General features: G+C 70.0%; 14 protein-coding genes. 7 read left to right on the top strand and 7 right to left on the bottom strand.

Going from position 1 to position 20,008, the window contains the following annotated elements:
* Nucleotides 1-18 precede the first annotated feature (18 nt).
* The gene (locus tag CVV72_RS40220) at nucleotides 19-2,193 is read left to right on the top strand and encodes a bifunctional lysylphosphatidylglycerol flippase/synthetase MprF (RefSeq protein WP_219149954.1); all 2,175 of its coding nucleotides are present in this window, start codon (nucleotides 19-21) and stop codon (nucleotides 2,191-2,193) included.
* On the opposite strand, the gene CVV72_RS40215 is transcribed toward CVV72_RS40220, so the two are convergent.
* Together CVV72_RS40215 and CVV72_RS40210 are read right to left on the bottom strand one after the other, a co-directional pair.
* Nucleotides 2,130-3,059, bottom strand: coding sequence for a hypothetical protein (locus CVV72_RS40215; RefSeq protein WP_219149952.1), 930 nt, complete (start codon nucleotides 3,057-3,059; stop codon nucleotides 2,130-2,132). The two genes, CVV72_RS40220 and CVV72_RS40215, sit on opposite strands and share 64 nt — an antisense overlap.
* Before the next feature lie 161 nt (nucleotides 3,060-3,220).
* A complete protein-coding gene (locus CVV72_RS40210) occupies nucleotides 3,221-4,969 on the bottom strand; it encodes a proline--tRNA ligase (RefSeq protein ID WP_219149950.1) in 1,749 nt (582 codons plus the stop codon).
* Between the two features lie 126 nt (nucleotides 4,970-5,095).
* Here CVV72_RS40210 and CVV72_RS40205 point away from each other — a divergent pair, with 126 nt between their 5' ends.
* Together CVV72_RS40205 and CVV72_RS40200 are read left to right on the top strand one after the other, a co-directional pair.
* Entirely contained in the window at nucleotides 5,096-5,452 is a 357-nt protein-coding gene (locus CVV72_RS40205; protein ID WP_219149948.1) for a VOC family protein, read from the top strand.
* Nucleotides 5,453-5,480: 28 nt separating this feature from the next.
* A complete protein-coding gene (locus CVV72_RS40200; protein ID WP_219149946.1) occupies nucleotides 5,481-6,395 on the top strand; it encodes a 2-hydroxyacid dehydrogenase in 915 nt (304 codons plus the stop codon).
* A 245-nt stretch (nucleotides 6,396-6,640) separates the two neighbouring features.
* Here CVV72_RS40200 and CVV72_RS40195 read toward each other — a convergent pair whose 3' ends face one another.
* Together CVV72_RS40195 and CVV72_RS40190 are read right to left on the bottom strand one after the other, a co-directional pair.
* Entirely contained in the window at nucleotides 6,641-7,576 is a 936-nt protein-coding gene (locus tag CVV72_RS40195; RefSeq protein ID WP_219149945.1) for an aminoglycoside phosphotransferase, read from the bottom strand.
* Nucleotides 7,577-7,650: 74 nt separating this feature from the next.
* Nucleotides 7,651-8,619 (bottom strand): GNAT family N-acetyltransferase, encoded by a 969-nt coding sequence (locus CVV72_RS40190; protein WP_219149943.1) that lies wholly within the window; start codon nucleotides 8,617-8,619, stop codon nucleotides 7,651-7,653.
* A 59-nt stretch (nucleotides 8,620-8,678) separates the two neighbouring features.
* Between CVV72_RS40190 and yaaA the strand changes: the two genes are divergently transcribed.
* Together yaaA and CVV72_RS40180 are read left to right on the top strand one after the other, a co-directional pair.
* Nucleotides 8,679-9,434: a peroxide stress protein YaaA gene (yaaA, locus tag CVV72_RS40185; RefSeq protein ID WP_219149941.1), complete on the top strand. Its 756-nt coding sequence runs from the start codon at nucleotides 8,679-8,681 to the stop codon at nucleotides 9,432-9,434.
* Between the two features lie 87 nt (nucleotides 9,435-9,521).
* Nucleotides 9,522-10,973, top strand: coding sequence for a trypsin-like serine protease (locus CVV72_RS40180; protein WP_219149939.1), 1,452 nt, complete (start codon nucleotides 9,522-9,524; stop codon nucleotides 10,971-10,973).
* Between the two features lie 55 nt (nucleotides 10,974-11,028).
* On the opposite strand, the gene CVV72_RS40175 is transcribed toward CVV72_RS40180, so the two are convergent.
* The 3 genes from CVV72_RS40175 to CVV72_RS40165 form a co-directional block, all read right to left on the bottom strand.
* Nucleotides 11,029-12,552: an NAD(P)/FAD-dependent oxidoreductase gene (locus CVV72_RS40175; RefSeq protein ID WP_219149937.1), complete on the bottom strand. Its 1,524-nt coding sequence runs from the start codon at nucleotides 12,550-12,552 to the stop codon at nucleotides 11,029-11,031.
* A gap of 72 nt (nucleotides 12,553-12,624) precedes the next feature.
* Complete coding sequence (locus tag CVV72_RS40170) at nucleotides 12,625-14,172, bottom strand: S8 family serine peptidase (RefSeq protein ID WP_219149935.1); 1,548 nt, start codon at nucleotides 14,170-14,172, stop codon at nucleotides 12,625-12,627.
* On the bottom strand, nucleotides 14,172-15,335 hold the full coding sequence (locus tag CVV72_RS40165; RefSeq protein WP_219149932.1) for a S8 family peptidase: 1,164 nt from the start codon (nucleotides 15,333-15,335) through the stop codon (nucleotides 14,172-14,174). Before CVV72_RS40165 ends, CVV72_RS40170 begins: the two co-directional genes overlap by 1 nt.
* Nucleotides 15,336-15,645: 310 nt before the next feature.
* Between CVV72_RS40165 and CVV72_RS40160 the strand changes: the two genes are divergently transcribed.
* Both CVV72_RS40160 and CVV72_RS40155 read left to right on the top strand, forming a co-directional pair.
* Nucleotides 15,646-18,471: an AAA family ATPase gene (locus CVV72_RS40160; RefSeq protein WP_219149930.1), complete on the top strand. Its 2,826-nt coding sequence runs from the start codon at nucleotides 15,646-15,648 to the stop codon at nucleotides 18,469-18,471.
* Nucleotides 18,472-18,749: 278 nt separating this feature from the next.
* On the top strand, nucleotides 18,750-19,691 hold the full coding sequence (locus CVV72_RS40155) for a serine protein kinase RIO (protein ID WP_219149928.1): 942 nt from the start codon (nucleotides 18,750-18,752) through the stop codon (nucleotides 19,689-19,691).
* Nucleotides 19,692-20,008 lie beyond the last annotated feature (317 nt).

Raw genomic sequence — 20,008 nt, 5'->3', positions numbered from 1 at the left:
GCACCTAGTTTGAGTTCCATGCCAAAAGGGGGAAGCGGGACGGCCGCGCCGGGCCGGACGCGCAAGATCATCACGGTGCTGAGGCGCCGGCTGCCGTTCACCAGCCTCGTCACGCTGACCATGCTCGCGCTCGCCTTGGCCACGGGCGCGCTCTGGTCGGCCGCCGAGGACCGCGCGGTGTACCCGTACATCGCGTATGGGCTGCCGTCGCTCGAATCAGGCCGGTGGTGGACCTTGTTCACCGGACCGCTGTTCGCGGTCGTCCCGCTGTACTACCTGCCGATGGTGCTCAGCTTCGCGTTGTTCGCCGGGTTCGCGGAATGGCGGCTCGGCACCCGGCGGGCGATGGCCGTCACCATCGGCGGCCAGTTCGTCAGCGTGCTGGTGGCGGTCCAGTTCCTGGCGCTGAGCCGCAACTCCGGCTGGGAATGGGCGGAGCGGGTCGCGGGCAGCCTCGACGTCGGGTTCTCCGGCGGCGCGCTCGCCGCGGTCGCGGTCGCCAGCGCCACCCTGCGTCCGCCGTGGCGGCTGCGGTTGCGCGCCGGGCTGTGCGTCTACGCCGGGGTCGCGATCATCTTCGTCGGCACGCTCGCCGACCTCGTGCACTTCTTCGCCCTCGTCCTCGCCCTGCCGTTCGGCCGGAAGTTCCTCGGCGCCAAGGACTCCTCGCGCGAACGGCGGCCCAGCCTGCGCGAGTGGCGGTTCTACGTGATGGCCGGTCTGCTGGTCCTGACGGTCGCCGAACTGGTGATGTCCTTCGTGCCGGGCAACGGCCCCTTCGGTTCGTCCGAAGAGCTTTCGCTGTCCACCTGGGAAGTCGTCGTCCTGTGCCTGATCGTGGTGCCGATCCTGAACGGCCTGCGCAAGGGCAGCCAGGTCGCCTGGTGGTGCGCGATGATCCTGACCTCGTTCGTCATCCTGCAGGTGATGGTCTACGGCGGGGTGCTCACCCTGGCGGAGATCTTCGGCGAGGACGCCGGCGTGGTGGATCCGCCGCTGTTCTTCGTGGACAACCTCCTCTGGACGGTCGAATTCGCCCTGCTGGTCTCTTCGCGCGGCGCCTTCCGCGTGCCGTCGCGGCGGAAGTGCCGCCGTCTCGGCCGGATGGGCAACCCCGCGCTGGCCCGCACGCTGCTCAGCCGCCACGGCGGAAGCACCCTTTCGTGGATGACGACCTGGCCGCAGAACTCGTACTTCGTGGCCGCGGACGGCAAGTCCTACCTCGCTTACCGGCGGCACGCCGGGGTCGCCATCGCGCTCGGCGACCCGATCGCCCCGGACGGTGCCGCCGACCGGACGATCGCCGAGTTCATCACGATGTGCGAGAACACCGGTCTCGTGCCGTGCCTGTTCTCCGCCACCGGCGAAACCACCGCCAAGACCGAAGAACTCGGCTGGAAGCAGGTCCAGGTCGCCGAGGACACCCTGATCGAACTGGAGACCCTCGAGTTCCGCGGCAAGCGCTGGCAGGACGTGCGGACCGCGCTCAACCGGGCCAAGAAGGACGGCATCGAGTTCCGGCTCGTCCGGCTCGCCGACCAGCCGCGGGCGGTGATCTCGCAGGTCCGCGCGATCTCCGAGGAGTGGATCAGCGACAAGGGCATGCCGGAAATGGGCTTCACCCTCGGCGGCGTCGACGAGGCGATGGATCCCGAGACCCGCGTGGGTCTCGCGGTGGACGCCGACGGCGTGGTCCACGGCGTGACGTCGTGGCTGCCGGTGCACACCGGCGCGGGCGCGATCGGCGGCTGGACACTCGACGTCATGCGCAAACGCGCCGACGGTTTCCGCCCGTCGATGGAGTTCCTGATCGCGTCGTCGTGCCTGGCCTTCCGCGAGGAAGGCGCGAAGTTCGTCTCGCTGTCCGGCGCCCCGCTGGCGAGCTCCGGCGAACCCGCGCACGCCGTCGAGCGGGTGCTGGACGCGCTCGGCACGATGATGGAACCGTTCTACGGCTTCCGTTCGCTGCACGCGTTCAAGGCGAAGTTCCAGCCGCGCCACGTGCCGCTGTACCTCGCGTTCCGCGACGAGGCGGATCTGCCGCGGATCGGGATCGCGCTCGGCCGGGCGTACCTGCCGAACACCGGCCTGCTGCGGCTGGCGAAGCTCGCGCGAGCGGGCAAGAAGCCTCAGCGCACTGTCGAAGGCGGCGGCGTGATGGTCTTGCGGTCGGCCTCCGGGACACCCCGGTAGGTCTTGAGGATCTTCAGGATCAGCTCCCGATCCGCACCGCCCGGCGCGTCCTGGCCCGAATAGACGGCCAGGGCCGCCGAGGCGTCGCCCAGCTCCGGCGCGATCACTCCGACCAGGGCACGCTGGGCGCCACACGGGCCCGGCGGGGTGACGACCTCCGCGAGGACGATGCTGGCGGGGACCTTCTTGCCGGTACCGAGGGTGAACTCGGTCGGCTGGGGCGCTTCCGGGGTGATCTTGGCGGTCAGCGGGCCGTTCTCCGGGTTGTAGGCGCTGACGGCGAGGTCGTCGACCGCCTTCCGCGCCGCGGCGACGGGATCGGAGACCTTCACGTTCGCCACGCCGGCGCCGCCGAGCCTGCTCCGCTTCTCCTGCGGGCAGTAGCCCTCGCCGACGAACGCACTGGCGACCATGGTGATGCCCGGGACCTGGGTGCCCTTCTCCCAGCCGTGGATCGTGCCGGGTTTCGGCATCCAGTTCGGCGGGACGTCGTAGGCGTAGACGCCGTCCTTGCCGGCCACCGACTGCCAGCCTTCGGTCACCGGCGGCGCGACAACCCGAGGCGAAGGCGTGTAGACGACCGGGGCCCGGGTGGTCGGCGCGCTGCTGTCCGAAGACCGGTCGCTGGTGTTCGAGAGAGCGGCGACCGCAATGACACCGATCGTCGCGAAGAAGCCGTACATGGCCCTTCGCCCGCTCCGCGACATCGGCTGCTTCGCGGGCTTCTGCGGCTCCGGTTCGGCTGGAGCCGGTGTCTCGGGAGCAGGCGTGTAGCCAGACGAGTCCGAGGGCTGGTAGCCCCCGAACCCGTCCAGCGCCGCGTTGTCCTCGTAGCCCGGGGAATCCCGGCGCTTCTTGCCGAACACAGCGTCCTCCGTCGGGAATGCGGTGCGTTTCTCGGTGAGTCCGGGTTTCGGCCGGCAAGGCGCCGGGCCGTCCTCGTACCGGGTCGTACCCGGCGGACCGGCGACGCGGCCAACGGGAAGCCGGGCCGCCGAGATACGTGCCGGATTCCCGACGGTCGACGCTACGAACGGACGAGCTTGACCAGGTGCTCCACGACCGCGTCGACGGCGATCTCTTCACGGTCGCCGGTGCGGCGGTCCTTGACCTCGACGACACCGTTCGCCAGGCCGCGCCCGACGACGAGGATCGTCGGCACACCGACGAGTTCGGCGTCCGCGAACTTCACGCCGGGGGTGGCCTTGCGGTCGTCGAGGACGACCTCGAGGCCGGCGGCGTCCAGTTCGGCGGCGAGCTTCTCCGCGCCCGCGGCGACCGTCTCGTCCTTGCCCGCGATGACGACGTGCACGTCGAACGGCGAGACCTCGCGCGGCCAGACGATGCCGAGGTCGTCGTGGTTCTGCTCGGCGAGCACGCCGACCAGCCGCGAGACGCCGATGCCGTAGGAACCCATGGTTATGCGGATGGGCTTGGAGTCCGGGCCCAGCGCGTCGAGCTCGAACGCGTCCGCGTACTTGCGGCCCAGCTGGAAGATGTGCCCGATCTCGATACCACGCGCGGCGACCAGGGTGCCCTTGCCGTCGGGCGACGCGTCGCCCTCGCGGACCTCGGCGGCCTCGATGGTGCCGTCACCGGTGAAGTCGCGGCCCGCGACCAGGTCGACCACGTGGTGGTCGCGCTCGTCGGCGCCAGTGACCCAGGCGGTCCCGTCGACGACGCGCGGGTCGAGCAGGTAGCGGACGCCGTTGTCCTTCAGCGCCTTCGGGCCGATGTAGCCCTTGACGAGGAAGGGGTTCTTGGCGAAGTCGGCCTCTTCGAGCAGTTCGAACTCGGCGGGCTCGAGCGACGCTTCGAGACGCTTCGTGTCGACCTCGCGGTCGCCGGGGAGGCCGATGGCCAGCAACTCCCACTCCTTCGCGCCCGGCTGGCGGGTCTTCACCAGGACGTTCTTGAGCGTGTCGGCGGCGGTGAAGGTGCGGCCGAGGCCGGCGTTGTTCAGGAACGCGACCAGCGACTCGATGGTCGGGGTGTCCGGCGTGTGGTGGACCTTCGCTTCGGGCAGGCCCTCGATCGGCTTGGCCTCGGGAGCGGGCGTGGTGACCGCTTCGACGTTGGCCGCGTACCCCGATTCGGTGCTGCGGACGTAGGTGTCCTCACCCGTCTCGGCGACGGCGAGGAACTCCTCGGAGGCCGAGCCGCCCATCGCGCCGGAGGTCGCCTTCACGACGACGTACTCGATGCCGAGACGGTCGAACAGCTTCGTGTAGGCCTGGCGGTGCAGCTCGTACGACTTGGCCAAGCCTTCGTCGTCGAGGTCGAAGGAGTAGGAGTCCTTCATGACGAACTCGCGGCCGCGCAGGATGCCGGCGCGGGGGCGCGCCTCGTCGCGGTACTTCGTCTGGATTTGGTACAGGACGACCGGGTAGTCCTTGTACGAGCTGTATTCACCCTTCACGGTGAGCGCGAAGAGCTCTTCGTGCGTCGGGCCGAGAAGGTAGTCGGCGCCCTTGCGGTCCTTGAGGCGGAACAACGCGTCGCCGTACTCGGTCCAACGGCCGGTGGCCTCGTAAGGCTCCTTCGGCAGCAGCGCGGGGAACTGGATCTCCTGCGCGCCGATGGCGTTCATCTCTTCGCGGACGACGTTCTCGATACGGCGCAGCACCCGCAGGCCCAGCGGCAGCCAGGAGTAGCCGCCCGGAGCGACTCGGCGGACGTAGCCGGCGCGTACCAGGAGCCGGTGGCTCGGTACCTCGGCGTCCGCCGGATCCTCACGCAGGGTGCGAAGGAACAACGACGACATCCTGGTGATCACTTCTGGGCTCCTCGCTGGAATTACGTGCTGAGACGTTCTGCGCAGCGTAGTCACCCCGCCCCGGGCCGGTTCAACCGGTTATCGCGGGCGCCCGGTTTTGTCGGTGGCCACCGCTAACGTGCCGCCATGGGAATCGAACTGGGCATGATCACGATCGACTGCGCGGATCCGCGCGGGCTCGCGGCGTTCTGGACGAAGGCGCTCGGGGTCGAGGTGGATCAGGACCACGACGGCGAGTTCCTGATCCTGCACGCCAAGAAGGAGAACGGGCCGGTGTTCGCCTTTCAGCGCGTGCCCGAGGAGCGAGTGGGCAAGAACCGGGTCCACATGGACTTCGGTACCGACGACATGGAGAAGGAGGTGGAGCGTCTGATCGGATTGGGCGCGAAGAAGCTGGACAGGCACGAGATGCCGGGCTTCGCCTGGACGGTGCTGGCCGATCCCGTCGGCAACGAATTCTGCGTGGCCACCCACGAGGGCTGAGGCAGGCCGCGATGGTCAGAATGGCGGCATGACGGAGCGAGCCATCCTGCCCTGGTCCGACATCGAGCTGCCCGAGGGCCTGAGCGCACGGCTCTACGACGGCTGGGGGCCGCTGCCGGACGAGGGTCTCGAGGACGTCGAGGTCTACGTGCTGCCGTACGACACCGGCGCCGAGCCGATGAAGCTGCTCTCGCGGCTTCCGTCGCTGAAGCTCGTGCAGTCGTTGTCGGCCGGGGTGGAGAAGCTGATCCCGCTGGTGCCGGCGGGGGTGCGGCTCGCCAACGGTCGCGGCCTGCACGACCTCAGCGTGGCCGAGCACGCGCTGGCGCTGATCCACGCGTCGCAGCGGGATCTGCCGCGCTGGTTCGCGCAGCAGGCGACGGCGTCGTGGGAGCGCGAGCACACGCGGTCGCTGGCCGACAGCCGGGTGCTGCTGGTCGGCCACGGCTCGATCGGCCAGGCCATCGAGCGGCAGCTGGTCGCGGCCGAAGCGATCGTGACCAGGGTGGCGAGCACGGCCCGGCCCGCGGAGCGTGTGCACGGCGTCGGCGAGCTGGCGGAACTGCTGCCGTCCGCCGACATCGTGGTCCTGATCCTGCCCGAAACGCCCGCGACCATGGGTCTGTTCGGTGCCGCGGAGCTCGCGGCGCTGCCGGACGGTGCCCTGGTGGTGAATGTCGGGCGAGGCTCGGCGATCGATACCGACGCGCTCACGGCCGAGGCCGTCTCCGGGCGGCTGCGCGCCGCGCTGGACGTCGTCGATCCGGAGCCGCTGCCCGCCGGGCATCCACTGTGGACCGCGCCGGGAGTGATCATCACGCCGCATATCGCGGGCGGGTCGGCGTCGTTCTACCCGCGCGCGAAGCGGCTGGTCGCCGAGCAGTTGCGCCGGTACGCCGCCGGTCAGGAGCCGCTGAACCTCGTGAGCGGTAAAGACGGTTAGAACCGTCCTGGCCACTCACGAGCCCTGTCTCCCGCGCCGAGGTGTCGCCCCCGCCGGTGGCGTTGCGAAAGCCACTTTCGCAACGTTGAAGGTTGCGAAAGTGGCTTTCGCAACGGGGTCCCGGCCGCAGTGAAGTAGCGGCGGCTCTGGTCGAGGCCGATGTCGCGAAAGCCACTTTCGGGACACCTGACGTCGCGAAAGTGGCTTTCGCGACACACGTCGGCGCTCACGAGCCGAGCGAGGCGCTACTGCCAGTGCGTCCGGTAAGCGAGCCAGTCACGCATCGCCGCGGCGAGACGACGCTGCGCCGCGCGGACACCCGTCGTCGCGGGCGGTTCCGGTAGCCGGGACGCTCGTTCGGCGTGCCCGGCCAGCGCGACGCCGAACGCGGTGACCGCCCAGACCGGGACACCGGTCAGCACGGGTCGCCGCCGGAGCAGGCGGTCGACGTCGGCGGGCTCGTGCCCGGCGTCGAGCAGGTACGGGACGAGCGCGACCAGATCGAGCCAGCCCGCGCCCCGCGCCGGGTAACGCCAGTTGGTGACCAGCACCCGGCCCGGGCCGGTCCGCACCAGGTATTCGGGCTGGATGTCGTTGTGCAGCAACGTGTCACCGGCCGACCAGGGATGCCAGGAGGTCTCCAGCTGGACGAGCCGGTCGAGGTTGCGGACGGCCCAGCCGTCGAGGTCGTCCGGCGGTTCCTTCGCCAGTTCGTGCCAGCCGCGCAGGAGCGGGCCGAGATCGTCGAGAGCGTCCGGGACGTCGGGCAGCGGGCACGGCGTGAGCGTGCGCCCGAGCGCGCCGAAGGTGGCCAGTACCGCCGAGAGGTCCGGCGATCCCGGCCGCAGGTTCGGCCTGGTGCCGTCGAAGTCGGCGAACGCGAGCACCAGCCACTCGCCGTCCACAAAGGACAGCAGCTTCGGCGTGGGCGCCTCCAGGGGAAGCCGTCGCGCGATGGCGGCCTCCGTCCGGTAGCCGCCCGCGCGCGGGCTGCCCGCCGGGATCGCCTTCAGGAAGACCCAGCCATGACCGCGGTCGAGTTCGAGCCGCGCGGCGACACCGCCGTCGAACTCCGGGGTCTGCCACAACGAACGACGGACCACCGACCCGAGCTCACGCTCCACGGCGTCACGCGTCGCCGACGGCAGGTCGTGCCAGCCGAGGCGTGCGGAAACCGGCAACGCCCTACCACCCCCAGCGATCTCATCCGAGAAGATCGACTGTACCGAAATCCGCCCTTTCGGGTGACAACCGGTCAGGTCGGAACGGGCTTCACGTACCCGGCCCAGCGCTGAAACTCGCTGAACCCGACGCGCTCGTAGACGCCGAGGGCACGATGGGTGTTGTCCTGGTCGACGTTGAGCGAAGCCCGCTGGAAACCCTTGGCCTTCGCCTGGCCGAGCGTGTACCCGAGCAGCGCGCCGGCGATCCCGCGCCCGCGAAAGCTCGCGTCGGTGGCGACGTGGCTGACGTACAGATCCTTCACGCCGGTGGCGGCCGTATCAGAGGCGAAATGCACGCTCAGCACCATCGCGACCACCCGTTCCCTGTCCGAGCTCAGCAACAGGTACGACAGGTCCGGCTGGAAGTCCTTCGCGCCGACCACCAGATGGCGCCAAGCCTCCGGGGACTGCTCCGTGCTCCCCCAGTGGTCGGCGAAGGTCTCGTTACGGGACCGCAGCGTGAGCGCCTCGTACTTCTGTTCGTACGTGACGAGCGGGAACTCTTCGGGCAGCGGCTTGGCCGGCGGGATCGAGCCGAGGTCCGCCCGCATGTCGACGAACCACCGGGCGTGCTCGTACCCGGCGTCCACGAGTACCTCGGAGAGCCAGCGCTGCTTGGTGTTGGCCGCGGCGTGCAGTTCCAGCGGTACGTCCGGGTGGGACTTCGCGTGGAGTTCCTTGCCCGCCTCCTCGAACCAGCCGGTGAGGTGCGCGGCGATCGCGTCGTCGCGGTACGCGGGGTGGACCAGCGTCTCGACCCGCATCATGTGCACCGGATCCGCCGCGTCACGTTTCCGGAGCAGACCGTAGGCGACCAGGGTGTCGCCGTCCCAGGCGCTGGTGGACGCCGTCGGCAGGTCGACGGTCGGCGAACCGATCTCTTCGGCGAGGTCCTCCGCGCTGTAGTGCTCCTCGATCGGCTCGACACGCTCCGCCTCGGCGAAGGTCTCGGCCAGTCGCGGCATGTCGTCCATGGTCAGCGGGCGCCAGATCAGGCTCATGTGGATGAGGCTAAGCCCGCGCCTCGGGGTGACGCACTCCATTTAGTTACGCTTCCGTGGTGCTCGTGCTCCTCCCCCCTTCCGAGACCAAGGCCGCCGGCGGCACCGGCGCGCCGCTGGACCTCGACGCGCTGTCGTTCCCGGAGCTGAACCCGGCCCGGGCGAAGCTGGCCGACGCGCTGACCGAACTGGCCGCCGACGTCCCGGCCAGCGTCGCCGCGCTCGGCATCACGCCGCGGCAGGCCGACGAGGTCGCCCGCAACGCCGAGCTGTGGACCTCGCCCACGATGCCCGCGCTGCGCCGCTACACCGGAGTCCTCTACGACGCGCTCGACGTGAAGTCCTTCACCAAGGCGACGCTGGCGAAGGCCGAGAAGCGCCTCGCCGTCGCTTCGGCGCTGTTCGGGGTGGTCGCGGCGACCGACCCGATCCCCGCGTACCGGCTTTCGGGCGGGAACACGCTGCCGTCGCTCGGCACCGTCCGCAGCGTGTGGAAGCCGGTCCTCGAACCGGCGCTCCAAGCCGTCGACGGTCTCGTCGTCGACCTGCGGTCCGGGACCTACTCGGCGCTGGCGAAGCTCCGCCCGGACGCGGTGACCGTGCGCGTCGTGACCGAGGACGCGAAGGGCAACCGGACCACGGTGAGCCACTTCAACAAGGCGTACAAGGGGCGGCTGGCCGCGGAGCTGGTGAAGTCGCGCAGCGAACCGTCCACTGTGGAGCAACTGATGCGGGTACTGACGAAGGCGGGCCTCGACGTCGAGCGCACCGGTGACCACAGTATCGAGCTGCTCACCGGCGACGGGGTGCATTAGTTCCGTACCCCTACGGGCTTCTTCCTCGGTTGTTCCGCCAGGTGCACATGCGGAAAGTGATTTCCAGCCACCTGGAAAGGAACCACCGTGAACAGAAGACAACGGCTACTGGGGATCGCCACCGCCACCCTCGGCTGCCTCTCGGTCCTCCTGCCCGCTCCGGCGGCCGCCGCGAACCTGCCCGCCGTCACCCCGACGGATCAAGCGGTCGTCCCCGGTGGACTGCACACGAACTCCATCGGCGGCACCCCCGCCTCGGTCCGGGACTACCCGTTCATCATCGCGGGCCTGCGCGAAGGCGGGACGCGGCCGCAAGGCCAGACCTGCACCGGATCGGTCGTCGCGCCGCGCAAGATCCTGATCGCGGCGCACTGCAAGGACGCGGCGGGCGAGAAGTCCTTCCTGTACGGGCTGGACGATCTCAACGCCGGTGGCGGGACGCGGATCGGCGTCATCAGCTACGAGAAGCACCCGAAGTACGTCAACTTCGACCAGGGTTACGACGTCGCGGTGGTCACCACCGACGCCGACATCCCGGTGCCGGGTGGCCAGTACGCGAAGGTCGCCACCTCGGCCGACACGGAGTTGCACAAGCCGGGCAAGTCCGGGCTGGGCCTCGGCTACGGCAAGAAGGACCACAACGACGACACCCGCAACGTCGAACTGCACAAGTTCACGCTGCCGATCGTCCAGGGCAGCAACTGCAGCGGCGTCGGCGCGGGCTTCAAGGACGCCACGATGATCTGCAGCGGCTACAGCGACGGCCGCGTCACGATCCTGCCCGGCGACAGCGGCGGGCCGCTGATCGTGGACGGCAAGGTCGTCGGCGTCGCGTCCTGGAGCCGCAGCGATTTCAAGTGGTACAGCGTGTACGGCAGGCTCAACAACGAAATGGGCGACTGGGTCAAGCAGCAGATCGGCGAGCCGCAGAACCCGGAGACGTTCTCGCTCGGGGTGACGCCGTCGGCCCTCAAGGTCGAGCCGGGCAAGTACGTTTCGGCCACGGTGACCAGCAAGCCGGGCAAGAACGGTGCGGAGAAGGTCGATCTCAGCGCTTCGGGACTTCCCGAGGGCGCGACGGCCACGTTCCAGCCCGCGACCATCAACTCGGGCGAGTCGGCGAAGGTGAGCATCGAGGTGCCCGCCGGGACGGCCCAAAAGGACTACGCCGTCACGATCTCGGGCAAGGGCACCACGGACACCGCGACCACGAACCTGACGCTGACCGTCGGCGACGGCACGCCGCAACCGGGTGAGCTCAAGGTGGGCCTGAGCCCCACCAGCGGAACCTCGCAGCCCGGTTTCTTCAGCAACGTCACGGTTTCCGCCACCGGTGGCACGGGCACGATCACGTTGTCGGCGTCCGGGCAGGGACTGCCGTTCGCACCGTTCTTCAACCCGAAGACGATCTCGAGCGGTGGCAGTTCGACCATGCAGGTGGTCGCACCGTTCCAGCGGGGCACGTACCCGGTGACCGTCACCGCGACGGACTCGGCGGGTAAGACCGCCACCGCCACGTACACCCTGACCGTCCAGTAAGCAGCCAAGTGCGTGAAGGCCCCCTTCCCTCGGCTGAGCCGAGGGAAGGGGGCCTTCACGCGCTGGAAAGCACCGCCATCGCGGCGTTGTGGCCGGGGATGCCCGAGACCCCGCCGCCCCGCACGGCTCCGGCGCCGCAGAGCAGCACCCGCTCGTGCGCGGTCTCGACACCCCAGCGACCCACCTGAGCGGCGTCCGCGGCATAGGGCCACGAAAGATCTCGATGGAAGATGTGTCCCGCGGGCAGCCCCAGTTCGGCTTCGAGATCCAGCGGCGTCTTCGCCTCAACGCACAATCCGCCGTCCGGCGAACGCAGCACGCAGTCCTCGATCGGCTCGGCGAGCACACTGTCCAAAGAGGACAGAGTTGCTCGCAGGGCCTCGTCACGCGCCGCGTCGTTGCGCCCCTCGAACAGCCGCGCGGGCATGTGCAGGCCGAACAGCGTCAGCGTCTGCACCCCGGCGGCCTGTTCGGCCGGGCCGAGGATCGACGGGTCGGACAGCGAATGGCAGTAGATCTCGCACGGCGGCAGCGATGGAATCCGGCCCGCCACGGCCTCGGCGTAGGCCGTCGCCAACTGCTCGTAGCCCTCGTTGACATGGAACGTCCCGCCGAACGCCTCCCGCGGATCGACGCTCGAATCACGCAGCCGCGGCAACCGTGACAGCACCATGTTCACCTTGAGCTGCGCGCCTTCCGGCGCCTCCGGCGGCTCCTCCCCCAGCAACCGCGCGAGCGTCCGCGGCGCGACGTTCGACAGCACGTGACCGCCACGCACCACGAACTCGTCGTCGCCGAGCCGGTAACGCACCGAGCCACCGGGGTCGATCGACAGCACTTCGGCGCCGGTCGTCAGCCGTGCCCCGGCGGAATACGCGGCCGACGCGAGCGCCCCGGTCACCGCGCCCATCCCGCCCACCGGCACGTCCCAGTCGCCGGTCTCGTTGCCGATCACGTGGTAGAGCAGGCACAGGTTCTGCCGGAAATCGCCGGCTCCGGCGAAAGTGCCGATCAGGGCGTCGGTCAGGACGACACCGCGGACGACGTCGTCGCCGAACATCCCGGTGAGCGTTTCCGAGATCGGCCGTTCGAACAGCGCGTCCCACGCCTCCGGCTCGATACCCGAGCGCAGTTCCTCCCTGGACACCAGCGGTTCGGTCAGGGTGGGGAACGTCCGTTCCGCGACCCGAGCCGTCATCGCGTAGAAGCGCCGCCACGCCTCGAAGTCCTTTATGGACCCGGTGAGGGCGGAGAACGACGCCGAGGTACGGCCGTCGTCGCCCGTGTCGACAAGGAGACCGCCGTCGCCGACGGGCGTGTACGAAGACATCCGCCGCCGCCGGAGGTCCAGCCCGAGCCCGAGGTCCGCGATGATCTTGCGCGGCAGCAGGCTCACCAGGTACGAGTACCGTGACAGCCGGACGTCGACGCCGGGAAAGGCGCGGAAGGAGACCGCCGCCCCGCCGACCTCGTCGCGCCGTTCCAGCACCAGTACCGAGCGGCCGGCCCCGGCCAGGTAGGCCGCCGCCACCAGGCCGTTGTGCCCGCCACCGACGATCACGGCGTCAAAGGACTCCATGCAAAGCCTCCCAGCGAAAACGACAGTGCGCCGCGGTCATCGTGACCGCGGCGCACCGCCGTTCGCAAGGACTCAGAAGGTGATGGAGAAGCCTTCGATCGTCCCGGTGTCGAACCGGTAGACGTCACGGACCCGCAGTTTCCAGGTCCCGTTCGCCGGTTCGGACGAGGCGTTCACCGTGTACGACGTGTGCACGCCGGTCGCCTCGCCGATCCCTCCCGCCTGCTTGAGGCCGAACACCGCACCGCTCGGCCCGATCAGGTCTATCGCCAGGTCACCGGTGTAGGTGTGCGCGATGTCGACCTTGACCGGCAGCGTCGCCGACGCCTTCCCGTCACAGCCTTCCTGCGTCACCGAACTGGTCACCGCGTCACCCGCGTCCGGAATGGACACCGGTGTCGTGCTGGACTTGACCCCGCACGTCGGCGTGGGGCCACCGCCGCCGATGAACGACACGTTCAGCAGTTTGTTGACCGTGCCGGACGGCAGTCCCTTGAGCACGCCGTCGGAGGCGTTGTTCACCAGCGCGTCCCGCGTCTGCTGCGCGGTGGCACCGGAGTTCGCGGCGAGGTACAGCGCCGCCGCCCCGGCCACGTGCGGCGTGGCCATCGACGTCCCGCTCATGTTCGCCGAACCACCGTTGGACGTGGACAGCGACGTGATGTTGCTGCCAGGGGCGAAGATGTCCACGCACGAACTGTGGTTGGAGAACGAGGATTTGTTGTCGCTCTGGTCCGAGGCGCCGACCGTGATCGCCTCGGGAACCCTGGCGGGGCTGACGTTGCAGGCGTTCTGGTTCTCGTTGCCCGCCGCCACCACGTAGACGAAGCCCGCCGCGATGGACTTCTTGATGACGTCGTCGCCGACCCCGGCCTGATCCATCCGGAGGCTCAGGTTCGCCACCGCCGGTTTGGTGCCGTTCGCGGTGATCCATTCGGCCGCGTCGATGATGCCGGAGTCCGGCCCGTTGCCCGAACAGTCGTTGCCCAGCACCTTCAGCCCGACGAGCTTGACCTTCTTCGCCACGCCGTAGGTCTTGCTGCCGATGGTGCCCGCGGTGTGGCTGCCGTGCCCGTTGCAGTCCTTCCCGTTGCCGCCGAAGAAGTCCTTGCCGACGGACGCGCGTCCCTCGTACTCCGGGTTCTCCGGGTTGATCCCGGTGTCGAGGTCGTACGCGGTGACGCCCTCACCCGTGTTCGGGTACGTGAAGCTCTTGTCCAGCGGCAGGTTCTTCTGGTCGACCCGGTCGAGTCCCCAGGTGGGGTTGGTCTGCGTGCCGACGGCACGCGCGGTGCCGTCCTGGTAGACCGCCTTGACCGCCGGGTCGGCCGCGAGCCGCCGAGCCTGCCGCTCGGACATGCCCTTGACCGAGAACCCGCGCAACACGTTCTTGTACGCCGACCGGACCTCGCCGCCGTAGCGACCGGTCAGCGCGGCCGAGGACTGCTCGACCGCCAGCGTGCTCACATCGTGAAGCTCCACGATGTACTGATCGCCGTAGTGCTGCTTCGCCTGCACGACAACGCCTTCCGCCTCCGCGGCGAGGGCGTTGCCCGCGGCGAGCGCGGCCAGCGCGGTGGCTGCGACGGCCACCACACCGGCCCGCACGCCGCGCCGCATCAGAGACCCGCCACGTTCAGCAGCTTGTTGGTCGAACCGGTGCCCGGGCTCGTGACGACACCGCTGGTGGCGGCGTTGGCGAGACCGGAGGCGACGGCGGCGGGGGTGGCCGACGGGTTCGAGGTCAGGTAGATCGCGGCCGCGCCGGCGACATGCGGCGTCGCCATCGAGGTACCGCTCATCTGCTGGGTGCCGCCACCGTTGCGCAGGGAGGTGATGCTGGTTCCCGGCGCGAAGATGTCGGTGCAGCTGCCGTAGTTCGAGAACGTCGAGCGGCGGTCGTCGCTCTGGGTGGCGTTGACGGTGATGGCTTCACGAACCCGGGCCGGGCTGGTGGAGCAGGCGTCCGTGTTGGAATTGCCGGAGGCCACCGTGTTCGTGATACCCGCGGACACGGCGCGGCGCACGGCGGCGTCGACCCCGGAGTCGGCCGGGCCACCGAGGCTCATGGTGAGCACCGACGGTCCCTTGGCGTTCTTCACGACCCAGTCGATCCCGCTGATGATCTGCGAGTACTGGCCGCTGCCCTGGCAGTTCAGCACGCGGACCGACACGATCTTGGCACCCTTGGCGACACCGTAGGTGGCGCTGCCGACGGTACCGGCGACGTGCGTGCCGTGCCCCTGGCAGTCGCGGGCGTCGCTGTCGTTGTCGATGAAGTCGTACCCGCTGGTCGCCCGGCCGCCGAATTCGGCCTGGCGGTAGTCGACACCGGTGTCGAGGACGTAGACCGTCGCCCCGGATCCGGTGTTCGGGTAGGTGTACTTCTTGTCCAGGGGCAGGTTCTTCTGGTCGATCCGGTCCAGGCCCCAGGTCGGGTTGGTCTGGGTGCCGGTCATGTGGGCGACCGCGTCCTGCTGGACGAAGTCGACGTTCGGGTCGGCGGCGAGGCGTTTCGCCTGCGCCTCGGTCATCTTCACCGAGAAGCCGTTGAGCGCGGCGGTGTAGGTCGCCTTCACCTGGCCGCCGTACTTGGCCGCGAGTCCGGCGTCGCCGCTCTTGAGCGAGACGATGTACCCGTCCGTGACGGCTCCCGGCACACCGGCGCCGCGGATCTGCCCCTCGGCGGCCGTGGCCGGTCCGGCGAAGGCCACGGTGGCCGCCGCACAGGCACCGGCGAGCACCGCACCCGCGATCCGGTGACGTCGAAGTTCTCCACGCATCTCCTGAGCTCCGTTCACTCGAACAGGTGGTTCGCGTCGGCGGGGATCCGGGCCGGCGCCGTGACGTGCAGTCACGCATGAATCACTTTCGGGTGGCGGGACCTGCGCGAACAAGCGAGGCAACACTCCGTAGGACTACGTATCTAATAGGGGAACTCCCCGTCCCTACGAAAGTTCCGTGACGGTCCGGGCGGGTTCCGTGATCACTGAGCAGGCGCTTAAGCTGCGTTCACTCGAACGGTGTGGTTCGTGAAGCGGGGGTGACCCGGCAATGGTGATCGGTGGCTGCCGACGCAGGACGAGCGCGCCCGTGCTCGTCGGCCGTGAGGCGGAACTACGCGAACTCCTCGACGGCGCGATGCGCTCGCCGTCGGTGCTCATGCTCGAAGGCGAGGCGGGGGTGGGCAAGACCCGGCTCGCCGCCGAACTGCTGGCCTGCCCCGAACTGGGCGGGCGGCCGGTCCTCACCGGAACCTGCCAGCCGCTGCGCGAGCCCTTCCCGTACGGCGTGGTCTTCGACGCGCTGAAGGACGTCCGGCCGGCACGTGACCTCAACCCCGTGACCGGTGTCCTCGCGCCCTATCTGCCGGAACTCGCGGCCTTCCTCCCGGAGCCGCCGCCCCGGCTCGGCGATCCGAGGGCCGAACGGCACCGGCTCTTCCGCGCCGTCCGGGAGCTGCTCGGTTCGCTGGGCCCGCACGTCCTCCTCATCGAAGACCTCCATTGGGCGGACGACGGATCCCGCCGCCTGCTGCGGTTCCTGATGACCGATCCGCCCACGGGCTTGACCCTCCTGCTCACCTATCGGCGCGAAGAGACGCCCGGCGGCATCCCGCTCGGCAGCGCCTACCGCCCGGCGCCCGGCACCGCGCACGCGCTCGTCACCCTCCGGCCCTTGGACCGCGATGGCGTCCAAGCGCTGGTTTCGGCACTGCTCGGCGAAGCGAACGTGTCCGCCGAATTCGCCGCACGGTTGCACGAGCGGACCGCGGGGATCCCGTTCGTGGTCGAGGAGATCGTGCGCGCGATCGGCGGCGTCGAGGGCGCGGTGCACGCCGACGGCGCGACCGCGCGGCACCTGCTCGACACGGTCGAAGTCCCGGCGCTGCTGCGGGAAGCCACGGTCGAACACCTCGTCGCGCTGCCGCCGGCCGCCCGGCGGATCGCCGAGGCCGCCGCGGTCCTCGCCACGCCGTCCACTTCGGACCTGCTGGCCGCGGCGGCCGCGCTCACCCCCGAACGCGCCCGCCGCGCGCTCGTCCTCGCGCTGGAACGCAACGTCCTGGTGGAGACCGGTGAGGGCACGTACGGCTTCCGGCACGCGTTCGCCCAGCAGGCCGCGTACCGCACCATCCCCGGCCCGGATCGCCAGGAACTGCACCGGCGGGCCGCGCGGCTGCTGCGCGACCGCCTCCCGCAATCCCTCGTGCGGCTGGCCGAGCACTGCCGCAAGGCGGGTGACCGGGCCGGTGCCCTGAAGTACGGCGAAGCGGCCGCGGATCAGGCGTCGGCGGTCGGTGATCTCGCGACCGCGACGGATCTGCTCCGCACCCTCCTCGACGAACCCGGCCTCCAACCGTCCGATGTGGACAGACTGGCGGTCAAGTTCAGTTCGGTGGCGTGCAACGGCCTCGCGCAGACCGAGGTCGTCCCGGCGCTGGAGCGGCTGCTCACCGACGGCAGGCTGTCCGGACGCCTGAGCGGCGAGGTCCGGCTGGGGCTCGGGCTCCTGCTGGTGCGCCAGGCGGGCGGCCTGGAGGCCGCGAGGACCGAGATCGAGATCGCCGTCAACGACCTCGCCGACCGGCCGGACCTGGCCGGACGCGGGATGGGCGTGCTCGCGCAGCCGTGGGTCGGCGCGACCCCGCTGCGGGAGCACCGGCGCTGGATGGACCGGGTGGACGGGCTCATCGAGCAGGCGACCGACCGGCGGCTGCAGATCATCCTGCTGGCCAACAACGTGGCGTCGCGGCTGCACATCGGGGACGCGCGCGGCTGGGACATGCTGGACCGGGCGCCCACCAGCGTCGGTTCCGCCGACGAACAGCGGCATCTGGCGCGGCTGCACTGCAACAGCGCCGACGCCTGCGCCTGGACGGGCCACCATCGGCGGGCCAGAAGCCTGTTGCACAGCGGAATGCAGCTGGCCGCCGACTGCGGGGCGCCGTACGTCGTCAGCACCGCCCGCGCGACGGCCGTCCACACCGACTGGCTCACCGGGAACTGGGACGGGCTCGCCGAACGGGCCTGCGCGCTGATCGACGAGTACCGGGACCTCCTGCCCGTGACCAGCGAGCTGTGCCTGGTCCTCGGGCTGCTCGCCGCCGCCCGCGGCGAATGGGACGAGGCCGCCGCCCGGTTCGCCGGCACCGCGGCGGACCAGCCGGAGAACGCGTTCACCCCGGTCGCGATCGCCGCGCACGCCGGGATGGCGGGCATGCTGCTCGCGCAGGACCTCGGCGAGGCCGCCGTCGCGCAGGCCGAAAAGGGTTTGGAACTCTTGCGCGCCAAGGGTGTCTGGGCCTGGGGTGCCGATCTGCTGATGGCCGCCGTGGACGCGTACTGCGCCACCGGACGGGACGCCGAAGCGCAAGCGCTGACCGACGAGTTCGAACGGGAGATCGGCGACCTCGACGCGCCGTCGACCCGGGCGGCGCTGGCCGCGAACCGCGGGCTCGTCGCGGCGTCCTGTGGCGAGCACACGGAGGCGATCGAGGCCTTCGAGGAGGCAAGGACCCGGTTCGAAGCCCTTCCCGCGCCGTATCACGCGGCGCTGATCGCCGAACGGGCCACGCGCTGCCGTCTGGCCCGCGACGAGGACGTCGCCGAGACCTTCGCGGCGCTCGCGGAGACCTTCGACCACCTCGGCGCCACCCGCGACGCCGCGCGTTGCCGCCACGCCTTCCGGTCCACCGGCGCGGTCGCCCCGTCGCGACGTGGCCGCCGCGGGTACGGCGACGAGCTGTCCCCCCGCGAGCGCGACGTCGCCCGTCTGCTGGCCGCCGGGCACACCAACCGGGAGATCGCCGAGGTGCTGTTCCTGTCCCGGCGCACGGTGGAACAGCACGTCGCGAGTGTCCTGCGGAAGCTGAAGGTGCGGTCGCGGAGCGAGCTGGCGGGGCTGCGGTCGGCCTAGCTCGGCTCCGCAGGTCACAACGGCCGCGCGTGAAGGCCCCCTTCCCTCGGCTGAGCCGAGGGAAGGGGGCCTTCACGCGCCGGAATTAAATCGGTTGCGGTCGTCCGGAAGGGTCGGGAATGATCGTGCGCGATCCGGCAGGGAGCCGGTGGATGCGACAGGGAGGTGCCTCGTGCTGATGACTGTCCGGGGCCTTGGCCGCCCCCATCCACTCGCCCCTCGCGGCTGAGCCACGACGCTCGCCCGGTGGGGCATCCCTGATCTAGGAGAACCCACCAGTGCGCAAGCACGATCTCGAAGAGTCCTACGAACACCGTCCTCGCCGCACCCGTCGTGCCCGTTTCGACGACGAGCCCGAACCCACCCGCGGCGGGCGGCTCACCGAAGCCGAACGCGTCCGGCTCGCCCGGCTGCGTGAGGACGCCTACACCGAGACCGCCATCCCCGACGGCGCCGACCGCTGGAGCACGTGGGGAGAAGCGGAGCAAGGGCCGCTGCCACGCCCGGACTGGGTGATCACCGAACTCGCGGCGGTGGACACCGAACTCGGCGTCCTCAAGACCGGCAAGGAGGCGGACGTCCACCTCGTCCGGCGCAACCTGCCCGGCACCGAGGGCGTCGTGCTCGCCGCCAAGCGGTATCGCAGCGGCGAGCACCGGTTGTTCCATCGCGACGCCGGCTATCTCGAAGGCAGGCGGATGCGGCGGTCGCGGGAGATGCGGGCCATGGAGTCGCGCAGCAGCTTCGGCCGCAACCTCATCGCGGAACAGTGGGCCGTGGCCGAATTCGGCGCACTGAGCAGGCTTTGGGCGGTCGGCGCGCCCGTGCCGTACCCGGTGCAGCGCGACGGCACCGAGTTGCTGCTGGAATTCCTCGGCGACGGCGAGACGGCCGCGCCACGCCTGGCACAGGTCCGCCCGGAGCCCGAACAGTTGCGGGAACTGTGGTTCCAGACCTCGGCGATGCTGGAACTGCTGGCGTCGCAGGGGCTCGCGCACGGCGACCTCTCGGCGTACAACCTGCTCGTCCACCGTGATCGGATCATGGTGATCGATCTGCCGCAGGTGGTCGACATCGTGGCCAATCCGGGCGGGCTGGAGTTCCTCGCGCGGGACGTGCGGAACATCGCGACGTGGTTCCACTCGCGGGGGCTGCCGGAGCGGCTCACGGCGGTTCCGGAGCTGATCGAGGAGCTGAAGGAGATCGCCGGTCTTCGGTGACCGTCCACAGTGTCATGAAGGGTCGTTCCCGGCCTGCGGTGCCGGGAACGACCCTTCGTGGAGACCCTGCCCACAATCGGTCCCTCGGGTTGGGCGGCCGGATAACGGTCCGGTACAGTAGTGACAGACCGCAATCGGCGGCGTGGATGAGTGGTGTCCGTCGCCTCCAAAGCCAACCGAATGGCTCGCGGTATCCGTATCAACCAATTGGCGCGCGGTGTCACGCAGACGCGGTGTGCCGGGTTCGTCCCTGTGAACGCCCATCTGTGCACACCATCTTGCCTTGCCTGCGTGCGGGCAGCCCCGGGCCTCCTTGT

It is taken from the genome of Amycolatopsis sp. TNS106 (assembly GCF_019330265.1).
Taxonomy (GTDB): domain Bacteria; phylum Actinomycetota; class Actinomycetes; order Mycobacteriales; family Pseudonocardiaceae; genus Amycolatopsis; species Amycolatopsis lurida.
The sequence above is the reverse complement of the archived record's forward strand: the minus strand, read 5'-3'. Positions and strand labels throughout refer to the sequence as shown.